This is a genomic window from Kitasatospora sp. UYEF31 (assembly GCF_057291755.1).
The window spans coordinates 110662-133970 of record NZ_JBXAWK010000011.1 but is presented as its reverse complement, the minus strand read 5'-3'; the positions used below and the strand labels follow the sequence as shown (position 1 = coordinate 133970).

At 70.1% G+C, this 23309-nt stretch carries 15 protein-coding genes and 1 pseudogene; 6 read left to right on the top strand and 10 right to left on the bottom strand.

Annotation, left to right across the window (positions count from 1 at the left end):
* Positions 1–4 precede the first annotated feature (4 nt).
* From tal to AC0Z36_RS08275, 6 genes and pseudogenes are all read left to right on the top strand, one after another.
* Complete coding sequence (gene tal, locus AC0Z36_RS08300) at positions 5–1117, top strand: transaldolase (RefSeq protein ID WP_485462066.1); 1113 nt, start codon at positions 5–7, stop codon at positions 1115–1117.
* Positions 1118–1316: 199 nt separating this feature from the next.
* Entirely contained in the window at positions 1317–3029 is a 1713-nt protein-coding gene (locus tag AC0Z36_RS08295; protein WP_485462065.1) for a glucose-6-phosphate isomerase, read from the top strand.
* A complete protein-coding gene (gene zwf, locus AC0Z36_RS08290) occupies positions 3026–4564 on the top strand; it encodes a glucose-6-phosphate dehydrogenase (RefSeq protein ID WP_485462064.1) in 1539 nt (512 codons plus the stop codon). Before AC0Z36_RS08295 ends, zwf begins: the two co-directional genes overlap by 4 nt.
* Positions 4561–5685: pseudogene (locus AC0Z36_RS08285) on the top strand (glucose-6-phosphate dehydrogenase assembly protein OpcA); the annotation flags it as partial. The gene zwf and the pseudogene AC0Z36_RS08285, both read left to right, overlap by 4 nt.
* 209 nt (positions 5686–5894) lie before the next feature.
* Positions 5895–6695: a 6-phosphogluconolactonase gene (gene pgl, locus AC0Z36_RS08280; protein ID WP_485462063.1), complete on the top strand. Its 801-nt coding sequence runs from the start codon at positions 5895–5897 to the stop codon at positions 6693–6695.
* 409 nt (positions 6696–7104) lie between these two features.
* Positions 7105–8643 carry a hypothetical protein gene (locus AC0Z36_RS08275; protein WP_485462062.1) on the top strand — a complete coding sequence of 513 codons (1539 nt, stop codon included), beginning with the start codon at positions 7105–7107 and terminating at the stop codon, positions 8641–8643.
* A gap of 57 nt (positions 8644–8700) precedes the next feature.
* Here the strand turns inward: AC0Z36_RS08275 and AC0Z36_RS08270 are convergent, their stop codons facing one another.
* The 10 genes from AC0Z36_RS08270 to AC0Z36_RS08225 all read right to left on the bottom strand — a co-directional run bounded on the left by AC0Z36_RS08270 (position 8701) and on the right by AC0Z36_RS08225 (position 23002).
* A complete protein-coding gene (locus tag AC0Z36_RS08270; protein ID WP_485462061.1) occupies positions 8701–9342 on the bottom strand; it encodes a hypothetical protein in 642 nt (213 codons plus the stop codon).
* Positions 9343–9546: 204 nt separating this feature from the next.
* Positions 9547–9882: an RNA polymerase-binding protein RbpA gene (locus AC0Z36_RS08265; protein ID WP_485462060.1), complete on the bottom strand. Its 336-nt coding sequence runs from the start codon at positions 9880–9882 to the stop codon at positions 9547–9549.
* A gap of 218 nt (positions 9883–10100) precedes the next feature.
* Positions 10101–10337, bottom strand: a complete 237-nt coding sequence (gene secG / locus AC0Z36_RS08260; protein ID WP_485462059.1) for a preprotein translocase subunit SecG — start codon at positions 10335–10337, stop codon at positions 10101–10103.
* 190 nt (positions 10338–10527) lie between these two features.
* A complete protein-coding gene (gene tpiA, locus AC0Z36_RS08255) occupies positions 10528–11325 on the bottom strand; it encodes a triose-phosphate isomerase (RefSeq protein WP_485462080.1) in 798 nt (265 codons plus the stop codon).
* A gap of 60 nt (positions 11326–11385) precedes the next feature.
* Positions 11386–12573, bottom strand: a complete 1188-nt coding sequence (locus AC0Z36_RS08250; protein ID WP_485462058.1) for a phosphoglycerate kinase — start codon at positions 12571–12573, stop codon at positions 11386–11388.
* A 93-nt stretch (positions 12574–12666) separates the two neighbouring features.
* A complete protein-coding gene (gene gap, locus AC0Z36_RS08245; RefSeq protein ID WP_485462057.1) occupies positions 12667–13671 on the bottom strand; it encodes a type I glyceraldehyde-3-phosphate dehydrogenase in 1005 nt (334 codons plus the stop codon).
* A 158-nt stretch (positions 13672–13829) separates the two neighbouring features.
* Positions 13830–14450 carry a hypothetical protein gene (locus AC0Z36_RS08240; RefSeq protein ID WP_485462056.1) on the bottom strand — a complete coding sequence of 207 codons (621 nt, stop codon included), beginning with the start codon at positions 14448–14450 and terminating at the stop codon, positions 13830–13832.
* A gap of 233 nt (positions 14451–14683) precedes the next feature.
* A complete protein-coding gene (locus tag AC0Z36_RS08235; protein WP_485462055.1) occupies positions 14684–17932 on the bottom strand; it encodes a M14 family zinc carboxypeptidase in 3249 nt (1082 codons plus the stop codon).
* Between the two features lie 155 nt (positions 17933–18087).
* On the bottom strand, positions 18088–21324 hold the full coding sequence (locus AC0Z36_RS08230) for a M14 family metallopeptidase (RefSeq protein WP_485462054.1): 3237 nt from the start codon (positions 21322–21324) through the stop codon (positions 18088–18090).
* Positions 21325–21736: 412 nt separating this feature from the next.
* Positions 21737–23002 carry a GNAT family N-acetyltransferase gene (locus tag AC0Z36_RS08225; protein ID WP_485462053.1) on the bottom strand — a complete coding sequence of 422 codons (1266 nt, stop codon included), beginning with the start codon at positions 23000–23002 and terminating at the stop codon, positions 21737–21739.
* Positions 23003–23309 lie beyond the last annotated feature (307 nt).

The window sequence follows — 23309 nt, the reverse complement described above, 5'->3', positions numbered from 1 at the left end:
GGCTATGAGCGAGAACCTGAAGAAGCTCTCCGCCGCGGGTGTGGCCGTCTGGCTCGACGACCTCAGCCGTGAGCGGCTCGACACCGGCAACCTGCAGGAACTGATCGACACCAAGTCGGTCGTCGGTGTCACCACCAACCCGTCGATCTTCCAGGCCGCCATCACCAAGGGCCACGGATACGACGCGCAGGTGCGCGACCTCGCGGTCCGCGGGGTCACCGTCGAGGAAGCCGTACGGATGATCACCGTGGCGGACGTCCGCCGCGCGTGCGACGTCATGCGCCCGGTGTTCGACAAGTCGGACGGCACGGACGGCCGCGTCTCCATCGAGGTGGACCCCCGCCTCGCCCACAAGACCGAGCCGACCGTGGCCGAGGCCCGCCAGCTCGCCTGGCTGGTGGACCGCCCCAACACGCTCATCAAGATCCCGGCGACGAAGGCCGGCCTGCCGGCGATCGCCACCGTGACCGGCGAGGGCATCAGCGTCAACGTCACGCTGATCTTCTCCCTGGAGCGCTACAAGGCCGTCATGGACGCCTACCTGACCGGTCTTGAGACCGTGCAGGCGGCCGGTGGCGACCTGTCGGAGATCGAGTCGGTCGCGTCCTTCTTCGTGTCCCGGGTGGACACCGAGATCGACAAGCGGCTCGACAAGATCGGCACGGACGCCGCGAAGGCGCTGCGCGGCAAGGCCGCCGTGGCCAACGCCCGCCTGGCCTACGAGGCGTTCGAAGAAGTCACCGCGTCGGACCGCTGGAAGGCCCTGGCCGCCGCCGGTGCGAACCCGCAGCGTCCGCTGTGGGCGTCGACCGGCGTCAAGGACCCGGCGTACAAGGACACCCTTTACGTCGACGACCTCGTCGTCGCCGGCACGGTGAACACCATGCCGGAGGCCACGCTGAACGCGGTCGCCGACCACGGTCAGATCACCGGTGACACGATCCGGGGCACCTACGACCAGGCGCGGGCCGACCTGGCCGCGCTTGAGGCTGTCGGAATCTCGTACGACGACGTCGTCCAGCTCCTCGAGGACGAGGGCGTGTCGAAGTTCGAGTCCGCGTGGAACGACCTGCTCTCCTCCGTGCAGGGTGAGCTGGACAAGCTCCGCAAGGCTTAATCCCGTGGGAGGCTGGGCGGGTCCCCTCGTAGAGTGGGCCCGCCCGGTTCCACCCCGTACGACCGGCTGTCTCCCTCGACAGACGTAACGGTCAGACCGCGGTTAGAAGGTCTGGCCATGCCACCCGGCATAAAACACGCAATCAGGGCATGATTTTCAGCGACTCCCAATCCACTCATTTTTGGAGGGCTGAGCGCCCGTGGCTAACGCAAGCGAAGCGCGCGTATCCACCGGCGGCGTGGAGGTCACCGTGTCCGGTGATCTCGTCCAGGCCGCAGGTGTCACCGAAGTCGTCACCACCAATGTCAACGAGAAGGTCCCCTCCCGGCTCGCTGCCTCCGACGCGTCCCTGTGGGGGCACGACGCCGAACCCGAGGCGTCGGTCCGCCTCGGCTGGGCCGATCTCCCCAAAACATCCCGGGCACTGCTGCCGCAGCTCACCGAACTGCGTGAACGCGTGCGGTCGGCCGGTCTCACCCATGTGGTCCTGGGCGGGATGGGCGGTTCCTCGCTCGCCCCCGAGGTCATCGCGGCGACGTACAACGTCGAGCTGACCGTGCTGGACACCACCGACCCGCAGCAGGTCGCCGAAGTCCTCGGCGACCGCCTCGAACAGACCGTCGTGGTCATCTCGTCCAAGTCCGGCGGCACCGCCGAGACCGACGCACACCGCCGCGCGTTCGAGATGGCGTTCCACGACGCCGGACTGACGAACAGTGACATCGCCGAGCGCATCGTGGTCGTCACCGATCCGGGTTCGCCGCTTGAGCGCACCGCGCGCAGTGCCGGTTACACCGTCGTCCTGGCCGACCCGAACGTCGGCGGGCGCTATTCCGCGCTGACCGCGTTCGGCCTGGTCCCCTCGGCGCTCGCGGGTGTCGACGTGGTGCGGCTGCTCGACGACGCAGCGGCGCTCATGCCGTCGCTGGCCGGGGCCGAGGACAACCCGGGTCTGCTCCTGGGCGCCGCGATGGGCGCCGCCGCCCTGGCTGGCCGCGACAAACTCGTCATCGCCGACGGTGGGTCAGGCATCCCCGGGTTCGGTGACTGGGCGGAGCAGTTGATCGCCGAGTCCACCGGTAAGGAGGGCAAGGGCGCCCTGCCCGTCGTCGTCGAGGGTCAGGACGCGCACGGCTTCACCGACGCGGGTCCGGACGCCGTACGCGTGGTCATCGGGTCGGGTTCCGCCGACATCGTGGTCTCCGGGCCGCTGGGCGCGCAGTTCCTGCTGTGGGAGTACGCCACCGCGGTGGCCTGCAAGGTCCTCGGCATCAACCCGTTCGACCAGCCCAACGTCCAGGAGGCGAAGGACAGTACGGTCGCGATCCTGGACGCCGCCGGCGACGGGCCGCTGGACGAGCCCGCCCCCGCGTTCACCGACGGGGCCGTCGAGGTCTACGGCGACGCCGCCCTCCTGGGCGGGGCCACCGACCTCAAGGGTGCCCTGCACGCACTGCTCGGCGCGCTGCCGGAGCACGGCTACGTGGCGGTCATGGCGTACCTCGACCGGTTCGCCGACGCGTCGGCCGCCGTGGTGCGCTCCGAGCTCGCGCGGGCCCTGCACAGGACACACAACCAGGTCACCTTCGGCTGGGGTCCGCGCTTCCTGCACTCCACCGGCCAGTTCCACAAGGGCGGCCCGCACATCGGGGTCTTCCTGCAGCTCACCGGCGTGACCGAGGACGACCTGGACGTCCCCGGCAAGCCGTACACCTTCGGCAAGCTCCAACTGGCGCAGGCGCTCGGCGACTTCTCCGCGCTGACGTCGCGGAACCTGCCGGCGCTGCGACTGCACCTGACGGACCGTCCGGCGGGTGTGCGGCAACTGCTCGCCGCCGCGCGGGCCGTCGACCCCGAGAACACCAAAATCAGGACTGGTTCCACAACAAAGGATCTGGAGGCCGGTGCATGACGGCGCCCACGTGGCCCGACAATCCGCTGCGCGACCCGCAGGACCGCCGGCTGCCCAGGATCGCGGGGCCCTGCGGCCTGGTGATCTTCGGGGTGACCGGCGACCTGTCGCGCAAGAAGCTGATGCCGGCGGTGTACGACCTGGCCAACCGCGGTCTCCTGCCGCCCGGTTTCGCGCTGGTGGGCTTCGCCCGCCGCGACTGGGAGCAGCAGGACTTCGCCCAGGAGGTGTACGAGGCCGTCAAGGCCCACGCGCGCACCCCCTTCCGGGAAGAGGTCTGGCGGCAGCTGTCCGAGGGCTTCCGCTTCGTCGCCGGCGACTTCGACGACGACAAGGCCTTCGAGGAACTCCAGCGCACCGTCAAGGAGCTGGAGGAGAAGCAGGGCACGCAGGGGAACATGGCGTTCTACCTGTCGGTGCCGCCGCGCTTCTTCCCGACGGTCGTCAAGCAGCTCAAGGACCACGGCCTGGCCGAGGCGCCCAACGCGGACTCCTGGCGGCGGGCCGTCATCGAGAAGCCGTTCGGCCACGACCTGGAGTCGGCCCGTGAGCTGAACCGGGTCGTCGACGATGTGTTCCCGCCCGAGGCGGTCTTCAGGATCGACCACTACCTCGGCAAGGAGACGGTCCAGAACATCCTGGCGCTGCGCTTCGCGAACACCATGTTCGAGCCGTTGTGGAACCGGTCGTACGTCGACCACGTGCAGATCACCATGGCCGAGGACATCGGCATCGGCGGCCGGGCCGGCTACTACGACGGCATCGGTTCGGCGCGCGACGTCATCCAGAACCACCTGCTCCAGCTGCTCGCGCTGACCGCGATGGAGGAGCCGGTGTCGTTCGCCGCCGAGTCCCTGGTCGCCGAGAAGCTGAAGGTGCTGTCTTCGGTCAAACTGCCCGAGGACCTGGGGCGCGACACCGTGCGCGGCCAGTACACCTCCGGGTGGCAGGGCGGCGAGGAAGTGCGCGGCTACCTGGAGGAGGACGGCATCCCCGCCGACTCCAGGACCGACACGTACTCCGCGATCACCCTGGGCATCGACAACCGGCGCTGGGCCGGCGTGCCGTTCTACCTGCGGGCGGGCAAGCGCCTGGGCCGCCGGGTGACCGAGATCGCCGTGGTGTTCCAGCGCGCGCCCTACCTGCCCTTCGACGCGACCGCGACCGAGGAGCTGGGGCAGAACGCCCTGGTCATCCGGGTACAGCCGGACGAAGGGATCACCGTACGGTTCGGCTCGAAGGTGCCGGGCAGCTCGATGGAGGTCCGGGACGTCAACATGGACTTCGCCTACGGGCAGTCCTTCACCGAGTCCTCCCCCGAGGCGTACGAACGGCTCATCCTCGACGTACTGCTCGGCGACGCGCCGCTGTTCCCGCGCTACGAGGAGGTGGAGGAGTCGTGGAAGATCCTCGACCCGATCGAGGCGCACTGGACCGCGCACGGCACCCCGGAGCCGTACACCTCCGGCACGTGGGGCCCCCCGGCCGCTGACGAAATGCTCGCAAGGACCGGACGGAGCTGGCGCCGCCCATGATGATCGATCTGACCGACACCAAGTCCAGCAAGATCAACGCTGCGCTGGTCCAGGCCCGCCGGAAGATGGGCTCCCCCACCCTGGGGATGGTCCTGACGCTGGTCGTCGTGACCGACGAGACCCACCAGTACGACGCGATGAAGGCGGCCGTCCAGGCCTCCCTCGAACACCCGTCGCGCATCCTGGTGGTCATCCCGCGGCACAGCGGCGAGGGCATCGACCCGCGCCTGGACGCCGAAGTCCGCGTCGGCGAGAGCAACGGCGTGGGCGAGACCGTGCTGCTCCGGCTGCACGGCGAGCTTTCCCTGCACCCCGAGGCCGTCGTGCTGCCCCTCCTGCTGCCCGACGCGCCCGTCGTCGTGTGGTGGCCCGGCAGCGGCCCCGAAGTGCCCGGCAAGGACCCGCTGGGCGCCCTGGCGCAGCGCAGGATCACCGACATGGTGTCCCCGCCGCGCCGCGCCGACGCCATCGCGGTGGCCGCCGCGGGCTACACCCCCGGTGACACCGACCTGGCGTGGACCCGCAGCACCCCGTGGCGCAGTCTCCTGGCCGCCGCGCTCGACCAGCGCTACAGCACCATCACCGGCGCCGAGGTCGAGGCCAAGCCGGGCAACCCGACGGCCGAGCTGACCGCCCTGTGGCTGACCGACCGCCTCGACGTGCCGGTGCGCCGGACCGTCTCCGAGGGTCCTGGCATGACTTCGGTACGGATCACCACACACGACGGCGACATCATCATTTCGCGCCCCGACGCGATGCTGGCGACGTACTCCGTACCGGGGCAGCCCGACCGCACGGTCGCGCTGCGCCGCCGGGGCACGCCGGACCTGCTCGCCGAGGAACTGCGCCGCCTGGACCCGGACGACATCTACGAAGCGGTGCTCACCCGGGCCGCCAAGGAGTCCGACCAGTTTGAGGAGTTCGCGTCGAACGCGGTGCAGACGCGGGCGGAGCGGCAGAACGTCGTGTCCGCGGCGCCGTCCACGCACGCACCGCGGCCATTTGTGGACCAGCCCGTGGTGGAGGAGCCGGAGCCGGTGGCGGAACAGCCGGCGGCGAAGGCTGTGGCGACCAAGGCTCCGGTGGCCAAGAGGGCCACCGCCACCAGGGCGGCTGGATCCCGTACGGCACCGGTCAAGGCTCCCGCGGCGAAGGCCGCGGGCACCGCGAAGGCTCCGGCAAAGGCGGCCCGGGCGAAGCCGGCGGCGGCCGGGGCCGGGTCGGCGAAATCCGCCACCGCCGGAGCCAAGCCCGCCAAGGCGGCGAAACCGGCCAAGAACGGCAAGGCCGCCAAGGCTGTCAAGGGCGCGAAGTCCAAGGGTTCCGGCGCGTGACCCGGGAGCCGGGCGTGCTCGTGCACGCTACGACGCAGGAGGTCGCCCAGGCCGCCGCCGACCGTCTGGTGGTCACCCTCGCGCAGGCGCAGGCCGATCGGGGAAGTGCCCACGTGGTGCTGACGGGTGGACGCAACGGCAACGCGCTGCTTCGCACGCTCGGCACCGGGACGGGCCGCAACACGATCGACTGGTCGCGGCTGCACATCTGGTGGGGCGACGAGCGTTTCCTGCCGTCCGGTGACCCGGACCGCAACGAGACGCAGGCCAGGGAGGCGGTGCTCGACGGGCTGCCGCTGAACCCGGAGCTGGTGCACGCGATGCCGGCTTCGGACGGCCCCGACGGGGCCGACGTGGAGGCGGCGGCCCGCCGCTACGCGACCGAACTGGCCAAGGCCGCCGGGGAGTTCACCCCGTCGCAGCGCGGCGGTGTCGAAGTCCCGGTGTTCGACGTGGCGTTGTTCGGCGTCGGCCCTGACACTCACGTGGCCTCACTGTTCCCCGAGCTGGCGGCCGTCCGGGAGACCGGGCGGACGGTGGTGGGTGTGCACAACGCGCCCAAGCCGCCGCCGACCCGGATCACCCTGACCCTGCCGGCGATCCGCACCGCCGCGCAGGTGTGGCTCCTGGCCGCCGGGGCCGACAAGGCCCAGGCCGTACGGCTCGGCCTCGAAGGCGGCGGCGAGGTTCAGGTCCCCGCCGCCGGGGCGTACGGGCAGCGCGGCACGCTGTGGCTGCTGGACAAGGCCGCGTCGGCGCAGTTGCCGCCGGGGCTGAACAGGATCGCCTCACCGTAGGTGACGTGCAGTCATGAACCGGACCCGGCCTGCCCCGTGCGGGGGCCGGCCGGGTCCGGTCTTTTCCGGGCGGAGCCCGGCAGCCGCGGCAAGCCGTAGGGGACGAGGCCCTCCGCCGGGTTCGCGCAGGGCCAGACCCCTGGCGCGGTCCACGGCCGCATGCGGAGCGCGCGCCAGGTTGGCCGGTTCCGTGCGTGTCCCGTCACACAGGTGCGCCGGGCGCGGTAGCGTCCCAGCGGTGACACCCGGTCGGAGTAACCGACAGGCCACAACATCACGGTGATGGACAGGACAACGGGATCGGCGCGGGGCGGGGTGGGGAAGGTTGCTCTTCCGATGGCACCGGCGGCATGAACGCCACCTGCGCGATTTCCGGCGCAGAAACGGCGTAGCCGTGCCCGGTGGGGGTATGGACGGCCCGACACTCCCGGCGGCGTACGCCGACGCGGGGGGCGCAGGAGCACCGCAGCGGGAGCACTCACCGGCCCCGTACGCACCCGACGGTGCCTTGGACCGGCCAGGGGAACCGTCCGGCACCGCACAGGAGACACCGGCTCCCGACGGGAGCCGCCCCGAGGAGGTCCCCATCGAGCCCGCATACGCACTGCCCGCGTACTCCACTACGTCCGCAGTGCCCGCACCACGCCAGGCCCCCGCCGCCGAATCGGCTTCCCCGGCAGACCGGCCGCACCACGGCCCCGAGGCCGCGTCCCGGGCGGCGATGCTGGTGGCCAGGGCCCGGCAGCTCTCGGCGCAGGGCCGCGACGAGGACGCCGCAGCCCCGGCCAGAGCCGCTGTACGCATCCTCGGCGGTCTCGCCGATGTGCAGCCCGACGTCTTCGGCGGAGCGCTGGTCGAGGCGCTGTCCCAGCTCGCCGCCGTGCTGTCCCGGTGCGGCCTCGCGCCGGACGCGGTGCGGATCGCCGACAACGCGCTGCGCCGCGCCCGCCGCCTCGCCGCCGCCGACCACGTGCGGCACCGGCCGCTGCTCGCGGTGACCCTGCGGGAGACCGGCGCGCGGTCGGCCGACGTCGGTGAGGACGAGCGCGCGCTCACCCTCGTCAGGGAGTCGGTGCAGGTGCACCGTTCGCTGGCGTCCCGGGCACCGCAGCTGTACCGGCTCGGCCTGGCGGGCGCGCTCGACGACTGCGCGGGCCGGCTCGCCGCCTTCGGCCGGACCGAGGAGTCCCTGGCCGCGTTCACTGAGGCGGAGCGGCTGCTCGGCGCCGCCCGCCCGGCCCACGACTCGCTGCCGGGTGTGCTGCTGCGGCACGCCACCGTGCTGACCCGCCTGGGGCGGGCCATCGAGGCCGCCGAGACCGCCCGCCGGGCGGTGCGGCTGCGCCGCGAGGCCATGGAGCGGTCTGACGGCAACGCCACCCAGGACGCCCTGGCCGGCGTCCTCCAGGCGTACGGAGTGCTCCTGGGCGGTGCGGGGCGGCGGGCTGACGCGGTCGAAGCCCTCGAAGAGGCCGTGCGGCTGCGGGCCCGGCGGCTGCGGGCCGATCCGGCGCAGGCCAAACGGCCCGAAGTGGCGATGACCTACGCGCTGTACGGAACGGTCCTGGTGGCCGCCGGGCGGCCGGCGGACGCGGTCCCGGCGCTGGCCGCCGCGCTGCGCGCCGGTGCCGCGATCGGGTACGACCGGGCGACCGGCCTGGCCTCCGACGCCCTGGAGCGGGCGCTGCGGACCGACCCGGACGGTGTCCGGCACCGGTGGACCGCCGCGACCGGGGAGGATTTCCCCGCGTGGTTGGAGCGCCGGCTGCTGCCCGCGCAGGTCACCCGGTCACCGCAGGCCTCCTGGACCCCGCAGCCCACCCGCGCGCCCGGAGCCCCCGCCGGGCCCCGGCGCCCCGACGCGCTGTCCTCGGCGGCCGCGGCGGCGGCAGCCGGGATGGGCGGTGCCCCTGTGCGCCGGCCCCGGTCACTGCCCGCCGGTCAGTAGGAGCGGAGCGGCGGCCCGGCGCCGCCGGTCGGGAACGGTCGTTCCGGCGTCGGCCGGTCACGCCTCCTTCTGCTCCGGGGGAACAGCCAGGTCCGAAGGGACAGCGCTGCCCGCGGCGGCGGTCCGGCGGCGGCGGGACAGCCACCACGCGCCTCCCCCGACCACGGCGACGCCGACGGCTGACCCCGCGTACGTCCCGGGGCCGCCGAAACCGGCGGCCGACGCCGCAGTGTGGGACGTCACGTTGTCAATGTCCGTGGAACACACCACCGGCGTCGTGTCGGCCGTACGGCGCGCGCACGCCATGCTCACGATGCCGCGCCCGGCCGGCAGCCCGGCGAGTTTCACCGTGAGGGTCCGGACGGCCTCCTGCCCCGCGGGCACGTCCACCGACCAGACCACCTGTCCGGTCGCGTCGGTCCTTCCCCCGTCGGAGGCCCCGGCCACGGTCGCCCCGCCCGGCAGGGACTGGCTCAGCACCAGACCGCGGTGTTCGACGGCGTCGAAGTTGCGCAGCTTGGCGGTGTAGGTGTGCTCCGTACCGGCTTCGGCTTTTTCCGTGTTGTCGTCCACTTTGACGGAGAGTGCCGGGCGCGGGTCCTCCGCCGGGGCCGCGTGCGCGGCGGTGCCGGTGCCGAGGGCCACGGCGGCGGCCAGGGTGAGCAGGGCGGTGGCGGTGGTGCGTCCGACGGGGTGCATGCCGTACTCCTGATTCGAAGGACACGGGTTCTGTGTCCCCGACAGGATCATCGAAGTGCCGTAAAAATTCAGACATTTAGCGCATATGACATGGAAAGTTCGCCCGCACGGATGTCGTGCGGCACAGAGGACGAGCACGGGAACGCTGAAGGGCGCGACCACTGATGTGGTCGCGCCCTCCAGGTCACACTCTGCTCTACACCGTCAGATCTCGCCTCGGAGCTTGGCGAGCGCCTCAGCGAGGATCGCCTCGCCGTCGGCGTCGCTGCGCCGCTCACGGACATAGGCCAGGTGCGTCTTGTACGGTTCCGTACGAGGCGCCGCCGGCGGGCAGTCCTTGTCCTGTCCGGCCGGGAGCCCGCAGCGCGGGCAGTCCCAGGTCTCCGGGATCTGTGCGTCGGACGCGAAGCTCGGCTGGGTCTGGTGGTGGTTCGCACACCAGAAGGAGACCCGCAGTCGCGGAGCCGCCTCGCCGCGCTCGGCCTCCCCCATCGGACCGGCGCCGACGCGGCTCCCACGGATGGCGTTGCCACTTGCCACGGTTGTGCACTCCCCTGTATTCGGTGCTGCGTTATAGCGCCTGGGCGCCCCCGTTGCGCGGTAAGGCGTCCAGTGTACGTCCACCCGAGGTAGGGGTGAACGCTGCTCACATTTTTTCGCGGAGCCACACTCCGCGCGGTTCGTCCGTATCCCACGGACCGCTTGGGGCGTGGCATCCACTGTGCGCCTTGTTTTCCCGACGATACGTCAGGAAGCGGTCAGTTGCTGCCCTTCATGAGCAGCCCGAGGATCACAATGGTGACGAACCAGAGGATACCGACCACCTGAGTGATGCGGTCGAGGTTCTTCTCCACGACGGAGGAACCGCCCAGGTTCGAGGACATGCCGCCGCCGAACATGTCGGAGAGGCCACCGCCCTTCCCCTTGTGCAACAGCACGAGCAGAATCATGAGCAGGCTGAAGACGATCAGAGCGATCGAGAAACCGGTGACCACGGCCGGGCCCAACTCCTTCAGAGAAACACGCGGGGGCCAGGATCGTTCCTGGCCCCCGACAGGGTACTCGGGTTTCACCGGGAACTCCGTACCCGATTCGTACGAAGATCCCGGACGGGCACGCACGGCGAGGGCCGCGCGGCGTGCCCGGGCGCGGAGCGGGAGCCCTCAGCGCTTGGAGCCCGCGGCCTCAGCGCTTGGAGCCCGCAGCCTCAGCAGAAACAGCCTGGTCGCGGTAGCGCACCAGCTTGGCGAACTCCTGGGCCTCCAGGCTCGCGCCGCCGACGAGCGCGCCGTCGACGTCGGTCTGGGACATGATCCCGGCCACGTTCGAGGACTTGACCGAGCCGCCGTACAGGACCCGCACCTTGTCGGCGAGCTCCTGGTCGTACAGCTTCGCCAGTTCGCCGCGCAGGGCCGAGCAGACCTCCTGGGCGTCCTCGGGGGTGGCGGTCTCGCCGGTCCCGATGGCCCACACCGGCTCGTAGGCGACGACGACGGTCGCGGCCTGCGCGGCGGTGACGCCCTTGAGCGCGCCACTGAGCTGGGTGAGGCAGTGCGCGACCTGCTCGCCGGCCTTGCGCACGCTGAGGGCCTCGCCGACGCACAGGATCGGCGTGAGGTTGTTCGCGTACGCCGCCTTGACCTTGGCGTTCACGACCTCGTCGGTCTCGTTGTGGTAGTGCCGGCGCTCGGAGTGCCCGATCGTGACGTACGTGCACTTGAGCTTGGCGAGCATGGTGCCGGAGATCTCACCGGTGTACGCGCCGGACGTGTGCTGGGAGACGTCCTGGGCGCCGTACGCGATGCGCAGCCTGTCGCCGTCGACCAGGGTCTGCACCGAGCGCAGGTCGGTGAACGGCGGCAGGACGGCCACCTCGACCTTGTCGAAGTCCTTGTCGTCCAGGGCGAAGGCGAGCTTCTGCACCAAGGCGATGGCCTCAAGGTGGTTGAGGTTCATCTTCCAGTTGCCGGCCATGAGCGGCATGCGCCCGTTGGCCGGCGGCTGGGGGTTCGGGTGTGACTTGGCTTTGAGGATCGACACGGTTCAGGACTCCAGTGCTTCGAGGCCGGGCAGGGTCTTGCCTTCGAGGTACTCCAGGCTCGCGCCGCCGCCGGTGGAGATGTGGCCGAACGCGTTTTCGTCGAAGCCGAGGGTGCGCACGGCCGCGGCCGAGTCGCCGCCGCCGACGACGGTGAACGCGCCACTGTCGAGCAGGCCCTGGGCCACAGCGCGGGTGCCGTGGCTGTAGGGCTCCATCTCGAACACGCCCATGGGTCCGTTCCAGAAGACGGTCTTCGTCCCGGCGAGCTTCGCGGCGAACAGCTTCGCCGACTCGGGGCCGATGTCCAGGCCGAGGCGGTCGGCCGGGATCGCGTCGGCGGCGACCACGTCGTGCCGCGCGTCGGCCGCGAAGGCGGTGGCCGCCACGACGTCGACCGGCAGGATGAGCTCCACGCCCGCCGCTTCGGCCCGGCGCAGGTACTCGCGGCAGACGTCGGTCTGGTCGGCTTCGAGGAGCGACTTGCCGACCTCGTGGCCCTGGGCTGCGAGGAAGGTGAACACCATGCCGCCGCCGATGAGGATGCGGTCGGCCTTGCCGAGCAGGTTGTCGATGACGCCGAGCTTGTCGGAGACCTTCGAACCACCCAGGACGACAGCGTACGGACGTTCAACCTCGTCGGTGAGCTTCTTGAGCACGTCGAGCTCGGTCAGCACGAGGTTGCCGGCCGCGTGCGGCAGGCGCGCGGCGATGTCGTACACCGAGGCGTGCTTGCGGTGCACGGCGCCGAAGGCGTCGTCGACGTACAGGTCGGCGAGACCGGCGAGTTCGTCGGCGAAAGCGCCCCGTACGGCCGCGTCCTTGGACGTCTCGCCCGCGTTGAAGCGGACGTTCTCCAGGAGGGCGACCTGGCCGTCGGCCAGGCCCGCGACTGCATTGCGCGCGCTGTCGCCGACGGTGTCGACGGCGAACGCGACGGGCGCGCCGAGCAGTTCACCGAGGCGGACGCCGACCGGCTCCAGGGAGTACTTCAGGTCCGGTTCGCCGGTGGGGCGGCCTAGGTGCGCGGTGACGATCACCTTGGCGCCGCGCGCGGCGAGGGCCTTGATGGTGGGCACGGCGGCGCGGATGCGGCCGTCGTCGGTGATGCGCGCGCCGTCCAGCGGCACGTTCAGGTCGGAGCGCACGAGGACGCGCTTGCCGGCCACATCGAGATCGTCGATGTTCTTCATGTCTGTCTGCACCTTCGGGTACGGGAGGGCTGGGGCGCGGTACGAAGCAGGCCCGGACGACGGCGAGTCGTCCGGGCCTGTGTCATACGTACGTCAGAGCTGGCCGCCGACGTAGCCGACCAGGTCGACCAGACGGTTGGAGTAGCCCCACTCGTTGTCGTACCAGCCGACGACCTTGACCTGCGTGCCCTGGGCCAGGGTCAGCAGCGAGTCGAAGGTGCAGGACGACGGGTCCGTCACGATGTCCGAGGACACGATCGGGTCCGCGGTGTAGGTGAGGTAGCCCTTCAGCGAGCCCTCGGCGGCCTTGGCGAAAGCCGCGTTGACCTCGTCGCGGGTGACCTCGCGCTCGAGCTCGACGACCAGGTCGGTGACCGAACCGGTCGGCACCGGCACGCGCATGGCGATGCCGTCCAGCTTGCCCACCAGCTCCGGCAGCACCAGCGCGGTGGCCTTGGCCGCACCCGTGGAGGTCGGGATGATGTTCGTCGCGGCACCGCGCGCACGGCGCAGGTCCGAGTGCGGGTAGTCCAGGATGACCTGGTCGTTGGTGTACGCGTGGACCGTGGTCATCAGGCCCTTGACGACGCCGAAGTTGTCCAGGAGGACCTTCGCCATCGGCGCGACGCAGTTCGTCGTGCAGGACGCGTTCGAGATGATGGTGTGCGCCGCCGCGTCGTACTTCTCGTGGTTGACGCCCATCACGATCGTGATGTCCTCGCCCTTGGCGGGCGCGGAGATGATGACCTTCTTGGCGCCGGCCTCGATGTGCTTCTTCGCGTCCTCGGCCTTGGTGAAGAAGCCGGTGGACTCGATCACGATGTCGGCACCGAGCGCGGCCCACGGCAGCGCCGCCGGGTTGCGCTCGGCCATCGTCTTGAACGTCTTGCCGCCGACGGTGATGGTGTCGTCCGTGTGCGACACGTCCTGGCCCAGCCGGCCGAGGATGCTGTCGTACTTCAGCAAGTGGACGAGGGTCGCGTTGTCCGTCAGGTCGTTGACACCGACGATCTCGATATCCGCGCCTGAAGCCAGGATGGCGCGGAAGAAGTTGCGACCAATACGACCAAAACCATTGATGCCTACGCGGATCGTCACGAACCGGTCTCCTCTGCTACGACGAGAGTTGCCCTGAAATAAAAAACCAGATGCACAGACTCGGCTCCGCTGAGGGTGGCGGGCCGGATCCGGCCAGTACCGACCCTACCGTGACGGGTGGGGATCGAACACGCAGGCCCGGCGGCGGGTAGGCGTTCCTACCCCTGCGCCGGGCCTGGAAAACCGGAGACCACCGGGCAGTGGGAGCTGAACCGCTTGGTCATCGTGAAGCTGAAGAAACCGCCCAGCGCGATGAAGAACACGGATTTCACATCCATGGAGTCCTTCCACGCCTCGAACAGCAGGTTGTCCTGGAACATCACGTCGAACGGCACGCCGTAGTCGTGGTTGGCGCCGATCGCCATGCCGCCCATCTCGCCCAGGACGATCCCGAGCAGGCCGATCGGCACAGCGAGCACCGGGAGCAGCGGGTGCGGGCCGCTGACCTTGCCGATGGCCAGGCCGACGAGCGCGCCGAGGCCGATCGCGGCGTAGCCGATCTCCCAGCCGGTGTACCCCAGGACCAGGGCCCAGACGAGGGCGCCGGCCAGGGTGCCACCCAGACCTGCGGCGATGGCCAGGCCCACCCGGACGGGCGACTGCCGCGGCGGGGTGAAGTACCCGCCCGGACCCTGGGTCTGCGGCGGGCCGCCGAACGGACCGGGCTGCTGGCCGTAGGGCTGCTGCGGAAGCGGCGCTCCGTACGGCTGCTGGGGCTGCTGCGGCGGGGACTGCTGGCCGCCGAACGGGTTGCCGCCGGGCGCGTTGAAGCCGCTCATGTTGAATTTTCTCCGTGGGATTCCACTTGTCCCGCTCCGGTCGCGGGGACTGCGACGGCGGATGCGGGGCGCACCCTAAGCAGGAAGCGGAGCCCGACTCTAATGGCCCAGCGCTCCGGGGGACAGGGGGTTCGCCATCACGTGTCAGTGGTCGCCCAAGCCCCACTGGACGTACTGAATCCCCCGGCGGGCCGGAGCCCGCCGGGGGATCACCGTACGGAATTCCCCTCAGGTCAGCCGAACAGGTGCTTCACCACACGGCCCATGACCGCGTCGCGGTCGGCCGGGGTCGCCAGCTGCTCCAGGCCGAAGCCCACGAGCACGGTGTCCTTGGTGGTGATGATCGAGCTGCCGAAGATCGACGTGCTGTGCAGGAAGCTGCCCGAGGAGTGGTCCCCGGCCGGCGCGGGGGCGATCGCCCACGCGCCGAGGCCGTTCTCGAAGCCCTCGGCCTCAAGCACGCCCTTGTTCGTCACGACCTTGGTGTCGTCGACGAACAGGCCGTCGCCGCCCGTGCCCGGGTCGGACACATAGGAGAAGGTGACCTCCACCTTCTTGCCCGCGTACTTCGACAGGTCGAACGCGACGTTCTTCCAGCCGCCCGAGCTGCCGTTGAAGACGTTCCAGTCGCCGCTGGTGCCCTTCGGCAGGCAGGTCTCACCGTTCGTCAGGTAGTGGCCCAGGAACGGGTGGTCCTGGTTGACCGTGTAGCCGCAGTCGGCCGGGAGACCCTGGGTGGTGCCGCCGTTCAGGTCCGGCAGGGTCGTCCAGTCCTCCGCGCCGACGGTGTGCGCCTCCAGCATCGCGAAGTCGTACTCCGCCTCGGTGTCGTAGGACAGCTGCGCGGTGAGCTTGGCCGCGTCCGCCGCCGTGACGTTGGTCAGGTCGATCGTGCGGGTGAGCCGGTAGTACGCCTCGTCCACGTGCGGACCCGCGACGTACCTGGCGCCCTCGACCGGGGCCAGCGGGCCGCTGAGCGACCCGGTGTAGCCGGCCCCGCTCTGCGACGCGAACTGCGGGAACCTGTCCGCCGGGAGGACCGTGCTGGTGGTCAGGAACCCGCCGGCCTCGTCCACCTTGTTCGACGCGGTGCCGGGCAGTTTCGCGTTGACGCCGTCGAACGGCGGCTGCGCGCCGGTGACGCCGGTGACGCCGTTCAGCGAGCTGCGGCTGTACGCGCCGAGCCAGTACTGGCTGAAGTCGTCCGACAGGATCAGGCAGGAGCCGGTGAAGTCCGAGGCCGTGACCACACACGGCTTCTCCGGGGCGCCGTTGAGCCCGTAGTAGACGCCGCCGCCGTTCGCCCCGCGCAGCGGGCCGAAGTAGCCGGCGGTCTCACCGGCGTACATGAGCTTGCCGCCCTCGTTGAGGTAGTCGCGGACGGCGATCGTCGTCCACTGCTCACGGTCGGCGACCTGGCTGTCCTTGAAGGTGCGGCCCGGGTTGCTGCCCGTCGGCGCCTTCACCAGCTCGTCCTCGGGGGCCTGGGTGAACCGGTTGTCACCGAGGTACCAGAACACACCCTTGAAGTGCGACAGCACGCCCAGGTGGTGCGGGACGCCCTGGGTGTCCATGTTCCACACGGCGGACTTGACGCCGGCGGCCTTCAGTGAATCGACGTACTGCTGTGCGTACTTCGGGCCGTTCGTCCCCGCCGGGTAGACCGGGTTGACGCCCTTGACGTCCTCGTCGGCGATGACGAGCGCCTTGGCGTCCTTGTCGATGCCGGTGGCGACGGTGAACGTGAAGCGGTCCGACTCGACCTTGCCGTGGCCGGGCTGCTTGCCGCTGAACCACACCTCGACCTTGTCGCCGGGCTGGAGGTTCTCGACGCGCCCGCGGTACTCGGAGTACCAGTTGGTGCCGTCCTTGCCGTACTTCTGGCCGCCGCGCCATTCCCGTACGCCGTCGGTCTTGGCCTTCTTGCCGTTGACCGAGTAGTTGACCTTCAGGTCCTTCGTGCGGCGCTGCGCGATGACCGCGACCTCCTGGAAGTCGCCCTTCGACGCGTAGGAGACCGGGAACGCGTCAGCCTTCAGCACCGGGGCCTTCAGGCCCAGCGAGGAAACCGGTTCGTCCGGCTGCTGGGTCGACTTGGCGACCGACAACGCGAACGCGACGTTGTTCTTGTACTCCCGCTGGATCAGCTTCTCGTCGTCCGGGAAGCCGAAGATCGTGGCGACCTCCGAGGTGCAGTCCTTCGGGTCCCAGCGGTCGTTCGGGTCCCAGTTCGACGCGGTCTCACAGGTCGACATCTCCGGAGTGAACGACAGCGTCTCGGAGACGTTGTCCGCCCACCCGTCGGTGTCGCCGTTGGTGGTGTAGAGCTCAGCTGAGAGGTCCGGGTCGTAGGCCGGGACCGCCGGGTTGGCGTCGTCGCCGGCCAGGGCCTCCATGATGGTGTCGTCCGGCGACTGCGTCGCCACCTGCCAGCCGACACCGTGCAGGAGCAGTTGCGCGGCCGAGTGGTAGTTGACCAACAAGCGCGGCTTGATCCGGGTCATCAGACCCTCGATGGCCTTGGTCTCCGGCTCGGAGTCCGCCGACGTACCGCGGTAGACGGCGCTGAACGGGTCCGCGGACGAACCCTCGTTGTCGTAACCCCACTTGTAGCCGAAGTTGCGGTTCAGGTCGACGCCGTCGGCACCGGTGATGACGCCGTTGCCGTCGTTGTCCCGCACGTTCTTGCGCCAGGCGCGCTGGCCGGGCTGCTGCGACCATTCGTACCCGTCCGGGTTCGCCGAGAGGACGAACCAGAACTCACTGTCGGTCAGCGCCTTGGTGATGTCGGCGTTCCTGCCGTAGCCGTCCGCGTACTCGTGCAGCAGCCGACGGGTCATCTCCGGGGTGATCCACTCACGGGCGTGCTGGTTCGACATGTAGAGCGAGGTCGGCTTCGAGCCGTCCTTCGTCCGCTTGACGTCCTTGGTCAGCCGCACCGCGAGGATGTCCTGGCCGAGGACCGTCTTGCCGAAGGACACGACCTTGGCGATGTCCGGGTGCTGCTGCGCCAGGGCCACCATGTCGGCGCCCAGTCCCGTGGGACCGCCGTACGGCTTGTACACGCCGTCGCCGGGCGGGACCGCGAAGGACTTCATCTTCGCCGAGTCCGCTTCCAGGACGACGCCCTGTGCGCGGAGCTTGGCCGCCTGTGCGGCGTTCAGCTCCAGGAGCATGTGGTCCTTGCCGTCGGTGCCCCTGGTCGTCTTGCTCTCGTGCCGGTCGACGCCGAGCGCGAGGATCTTCGCCAGGCTCCCCTGGTCGGCCACCACGGAGTAGCCCTGCGGGCCGTCCTCCCCGGCCGGCGGGAGTTTCACCTTCGCAGGCGCGGAGGTGACCTCCTGCAAGGGTGCGGGTTCGGCGGCCCGGGGGGCGGCCTGGGCGCCGGGGGTCACCGTCACCAGGCCGAACACCAGCGACATCGCGGCGATACCGCACGCCGCCAGCCGGTTGCGACGTCTGGAACTTCCTGTGGGTCTCACACAGCTCCGATCGGTTGTGGTGCGGGTGGCGCGGATACCCGGGAAGGGTCCCGCGCCACCCTTGTGTGCGGGGTTCCGTACAGCCGGCGGGGTTCTGTCCGCCGGACAAGGGGTCTGTCAGCCGGACAGGGTCCTGTCAGCCAAACAGGGTCCTGTCAGCCGAACAGGTGCTTGAGCGCGTTCCCCATGACCCTGTCCCGGTCGGCGGGGGTGGCGAGCTGCTCCAGGCCGAAGCCCAGGGTGAGCGTGTCGGGGGTGCCGACCACCGAGGCGTACACGTTCTCGGTGTGCTCGAACTTCGCGGTGGTGCTGTCCCCGGCCGGGGCGTCCGCGATAGTCCACGGGCCCAGACCGTCCTCGAACCCGGCAGCGTCCACGACACCGGCGTTCGTGACGACCTTCGTGTCGTCGATGAACAGGCCGGCGCCGCCGGTGTTGCCGTCGGAGGCGTAGCTGACGGAGACCTCCACCTTCTTCCCCGCGTACTTCGAGAGGTCGAACGCGACCGGCTTCCAGCCGCCGGAGTCGCCGGTGAAGGAGTTCCAGGTGCCGGTGGTCCCGGTGGGCTTGCAGTCCGCCGGGGTCGCGCCGGGCGTGAGGTAGTGGAGGGTGAACGGGTGGATGCCCGTGTAGTCGGCGCAGTTCGCCGGGAGCGCCGTACTGGTGCCACCGTTGAGGTCGGGCAGCGTGCTCCAGTCGTCGGCGCCGACGGTGTGCGCCTCGACCAGGCCGTGGTCCCAGTGCTCCTCGGTGTTCCAGGAGAGCTGGGCGGTCAGCCTCGCCGCGTCGGCCGCGGTGACGTCGGTCAGGTCGATCGTGCGGGTCAGCCGCATGTACGCCGAGTCGCTGTGCGCGCCGCCGACGTACTTCCGGCCCTCGACCGGGGCGAACGGGTTGCCCGCCGGGCCGCTGTAGCCGGCGAGGGACTTGGCGCCCAGGGCCGGGTAGCGCGTGGCGTCGAGCGGGCGCAGCAGGCCCGCTTCGTCCAGCGGGTTGGCGGCGGTGCCCGGGAGCCTGGCGTCGACTCCGGCGAACGGGCCGCCGTCGAAGCCGGTGAACCCGGTCATGCCGTTGACGGACTGCCGCTTGTTGACACCCAGGTAGTACTGCGCGAAGTCGTCGGACAGCTTCAGGCAGTTGTCCCGGTAGCTGCTGGTGACCCAGCAGGGCTGCTCGGGGTGTCCGTTGAGGCCGAAGTAGACGCCGCCGCCGGCGTTGTCGCTGAGCGTGCCGAAGTACGCGGCGGTCTCACCGGTGTAGAGGAGCTTGCCGCCCTCGTTGAGGTAGTCGCGGACGGCGATCGTCGTCCACTGCTCACGGTCGGCGACCTGGGCGTCGCGGACCTTCTGCCTGGCTGGTCCGACGAAGACGAACTCGTCCTCGGGGGCCTGCGTCAGGCGGTTGTCGCCGAGGTACCAGACGACGCCCTTGAAGTGCGACAGCACGCCCAGGTGGTGCGGGACGCCCTGGGTGTCCATGTTCCACACCGCGGACTTCACGCCGTTCGCCCGGAGGGAATCGACGTACTGCTGCGCGTACTTCGGGCCGGTCGTCCCGGCCGGGTACACCGGGTTGACGCCCTTGACGTCCTCGTCGGCGATGACCAGGACCTTGGCGTCCTTGTCGATCCCGGTGGCGACGGTGAAGGTGAAGTGGTCGGACTCGGCCCTGCCGTGACCCGGCTGCGTGCCGGTGAACCACACCTCGACCTTGTCTCCCGGGTTCAGGTTCTCGACGCGGCCGCGGTACTCGGAGTACCAGTTGGTGCCGTCCCGGCCGTACTTCTCACCGCCGCGCCATTCCCGTACGCCGTCGGTCTTCGCCTTCTTGCCGTTGACCGAGTAGTTGACCTTCAGGTCCTTCGTCCGGCGCTGGCCGATGACCGCGACCTCCTGGAAGTCGCCCTTCGCCGCGTAGGACACGGTGAACGGGTCGGCCTTCAGGACAGGGGCCTTGATGCCCAGCGAGGAAACCGGCTCGTCCGGCTGCTGGGTCGACTTGGCGACCGACAGCGCGAACGGCACGTTGGCCGCGTACTCACGCTGGATCAGCTTTTCGTCGTCCGGGAAGCCGAAGATGCTGCCGACGGCGTTGGTGCAGTCCGCGGCCTTCCAGCGGTCGTCCGGGTACCAGTTCGACGCCGTCTGGCAGGTCGACATCTCCGGGGTGTACGCCATCGCCGATGCGATGTTGTCCATCCACCCGTCAGTTTCGCCGTTGGTGGTGTACAGCTCAGCCGAAAGGTCCGGGTCGTAGCCCCGCACGGCCGGGTTCGCGTCGTCACCGGCCAGCGCGGCCATGATCTGGTCGTCGGGGCTGTCGGTGTTCACCTGCCAGCCGACGCCGTAGAGGAGCAGTTGCGCGGCCGAGTGGTAGTTGACCACGAACCGCGGCTTCAGCCGTTCGACCAGGCCTTCGATCGCCTTCGTCTCCGGCTCGGAGTCGGGGGCCGGGCCGCGGTAGGTCTCGCTGCCCGTGTTGGGCGAGGAACCTTCGTCGTCGTAACCCCACTTGTAGGAGAGGTTGCGGTTCGGGTCGACGCCGTCGCCCGCGCCGATCTTCCCGTCGCCGTTGTTGTCCCGCAGGTTCTTGCGCCACATCCGCTGGCCCGGCTGGAAGGTCCAGTCGTAGCCGTCCGGGTTGGCGGACAGGACGAACCAGAACTCGTTGTCGTCGACGAGCTTGGTGAGGTCCTTGTCCTTCCCGTACGAGTCGACGTATTGGTTCAGCAGCCGCCGGGTCATCTCCGGGGTGATCCACTCACGGGCGTGCTGGTTGGACATGTACACCGAGGTCGGCTTCGAACCGTCCGCCGAGCGCCGGGCGTCCTTGGTGACCCGCACCGCGAGCATGTCCTGCCCGAGCGTGGACTTGCCGAAGGACACGACCTTGGCGATGTCCGGGTGTTTCTGCGCGAGTTCGACCATCTGCGCACCGAGGCCGCCGGGTCCGCTGTACGGCTTGTAGACGCCGTCCCCGGGCGGGGCGGCGAACGACCGCGCCTGCTGCGAATCCGACTGGAGCTCGACGCCTGCGGCCCGCAGCGCCGCGGCCTGGTCGGCGGAGACGATGACAAGGGTGCCGTCGGTCTTGTCGCCGCCCTCCTCATGGTCGTCCAGGCCGAGCGCGTCGACCGCGGCCTGCTGCTTGGCGTCCTTGGCGACGGCGGTGTACGCCTTCAGCCCGTCGTCCGCGGCCGGCGGCAGTTTCGCCGCCGGGGGCGCGGTGGTGACCTCGGCGAACGGTGCCGGTTCCGACGCGTTCGGCGCGGCGTTCGCGGTCGGCAGCGCGGACGACAGCCCGATCGTGAGCGACAGCGCGGCCAGCCCGGTCACGCCGAGCCTGGCGCCCTTCCATGTGGTGCGACGTGCGGGGTTCCCCTTGGATCTCACTCGACCCCCCGGTCGTGAGTGCGAAGCGGTGCTGAGCGGCGGCACCGGCTACTGCTTGTGAGGTGGAACTGCTGCGTGCGGCAAAACGGAAAGCGGGTGTCGTACGGCTCTCAAGAACTCACTGGGAAAGGAGCTTTCAATGGAACCAGAGCGACACCCGTGGGCAAACGCTAGGCATGCTACGCCTGTTGCCCCGGCGCGCAAGAGAGTTCAGGTTGCACCGTTGTGACAACGTCGCGTGGCGAAAAGTCTGTACCAGCCAACGATTTCATCCCGTCCGATCGGAAAGCGACCGGATCCGCACATACCGGAGCACCCGCCGAGAGAGGTCGACGGGTGCTCCGGTGTCCGCTTGTGCCCGGGCCCGGCCAGAACCGGTCGGGGCACCAAACCGTCCCGGCCGTCCGGGACTTCAGAACCAGTCAGGGCACCAGGGCGCCTTCGCCGTACGGAACATCAGGTCCGCGGTGGCGGCCGAACCCCGCACTTCCCCGCCGACCAGTCCGGCGGCGGCGAACCTGACCGCGCTGTTCCCGCCGAGGTAGAGCGCGCCGAGGGTGCCGACGTCCAGCGACAGGTCCGCAGAGGCGTCCGTACGGGCGCACTGCGCCGTGCCGTCCGGCCGCACGGTGAGTTCGAAGCGGCCCTCGGCGTAGCCCAGCGGGTCGGTCACCTGGAGGACCAGACGCCCCGGAGCGCTGTAGGTCCGGGCCGCCAGCGCGGCCGGGACGTCGAGCAGCCGCACCCACACGAAGTCGGCCTGGCCGGTCCGGGTCACCGAGCGCGGGTCGTCGAACAGCAGGGGCAGCAGGTCGTCCGGGGCGCGGTCGGCCGCGGACAGCCGGGTCACCCAGTCCACACCCGCGGCGAACTCCCACAGTGCGGCCTCGGCCTGCGGGGTCGCCCCGAGCAGGTGCTCCACCTTGAGCTTGTTGTTCGACTGGAAGCCGGTCCAGTCGTCCTCGACGCTGTAGCCGAGCAGACCGGCGACCTCGCCCGCACCGTCCCGGTAGACGACGTGGAAACGCAGTTCGGGCTTGTCGGCGGCGGGCCGCTTGATCTTGCCCGAATACAGCTCCCAATGCCGCTCGTTGCGGGTGATGGAGCCGACGGCGGCCCCGTGCACCCGCGCGTACAGCTCGGGCCCGACCTTGCGGACGGTGTCGCCGTCCACGAACTCCAGGCTGGACCCCGGCTCACGCAGGACGGCCGCCCGCACGGGCTTGCCGCGCAGCAGGTCGACCTCGTAGTTCACCGACTCGGTGGCCGGGCCGAAGCCGAACCGGCCGTAGATCTGGTACTCGGCGGCGATGAGCATGGCCAGCGGCTCACCGCGCCCGGCGGTCTCCCGCAGGTCGCGCTCGATCATCCGGCTGAGCAGTCCGCGCCGCCGGTGCGTCGCCGCGACGGAGACGTTGGTGACGGCGCCGACGGTGAGGATCCGCCCGCCGGGCACGGTCAGGTCGCTGGGCCAGCTCCGGTACGTGCCGACGATCCTGCCGTCGTGGAAGGCCGCGAAGGTGCGTTCGGGGCTGTAGTGCGCGTTGCCGTTGAAGTACTCGGCCCGTGCCTGCCGGCCCTCCTCGGTGCGCTCGACCACGCGGTGGAAACCCGCGTCCAGGGCATAGACCCAGTCACCGATCTCGTCCTTGGCGATAGGCCGTACATCGATCTCCACTGAACACTCCCCTGACAGGCCCGACGGCCGGAACGACAAAAACCCCGACCGGGAAACCCTATGTTTCCTGGCCGGGGATTCCGAACCTTTTAATCCGCTGTCCGGTTTTCAGGCCTGTTACGCATACCGCACCGGGCTTGGCCGATCCGGCTTCGCGCCGCGCGACCTCTGCGACGGCGGTCCGCCACCAACTGGACAGACCGGAGGGAACTGGTGGTCATCCGTAGAAGATGACCACCAGTTCCCTCCGGTCTGTCTGGTCGGCGCAAGCCCCGCACAACAAACACCGCGCAGCACGCCGCACACT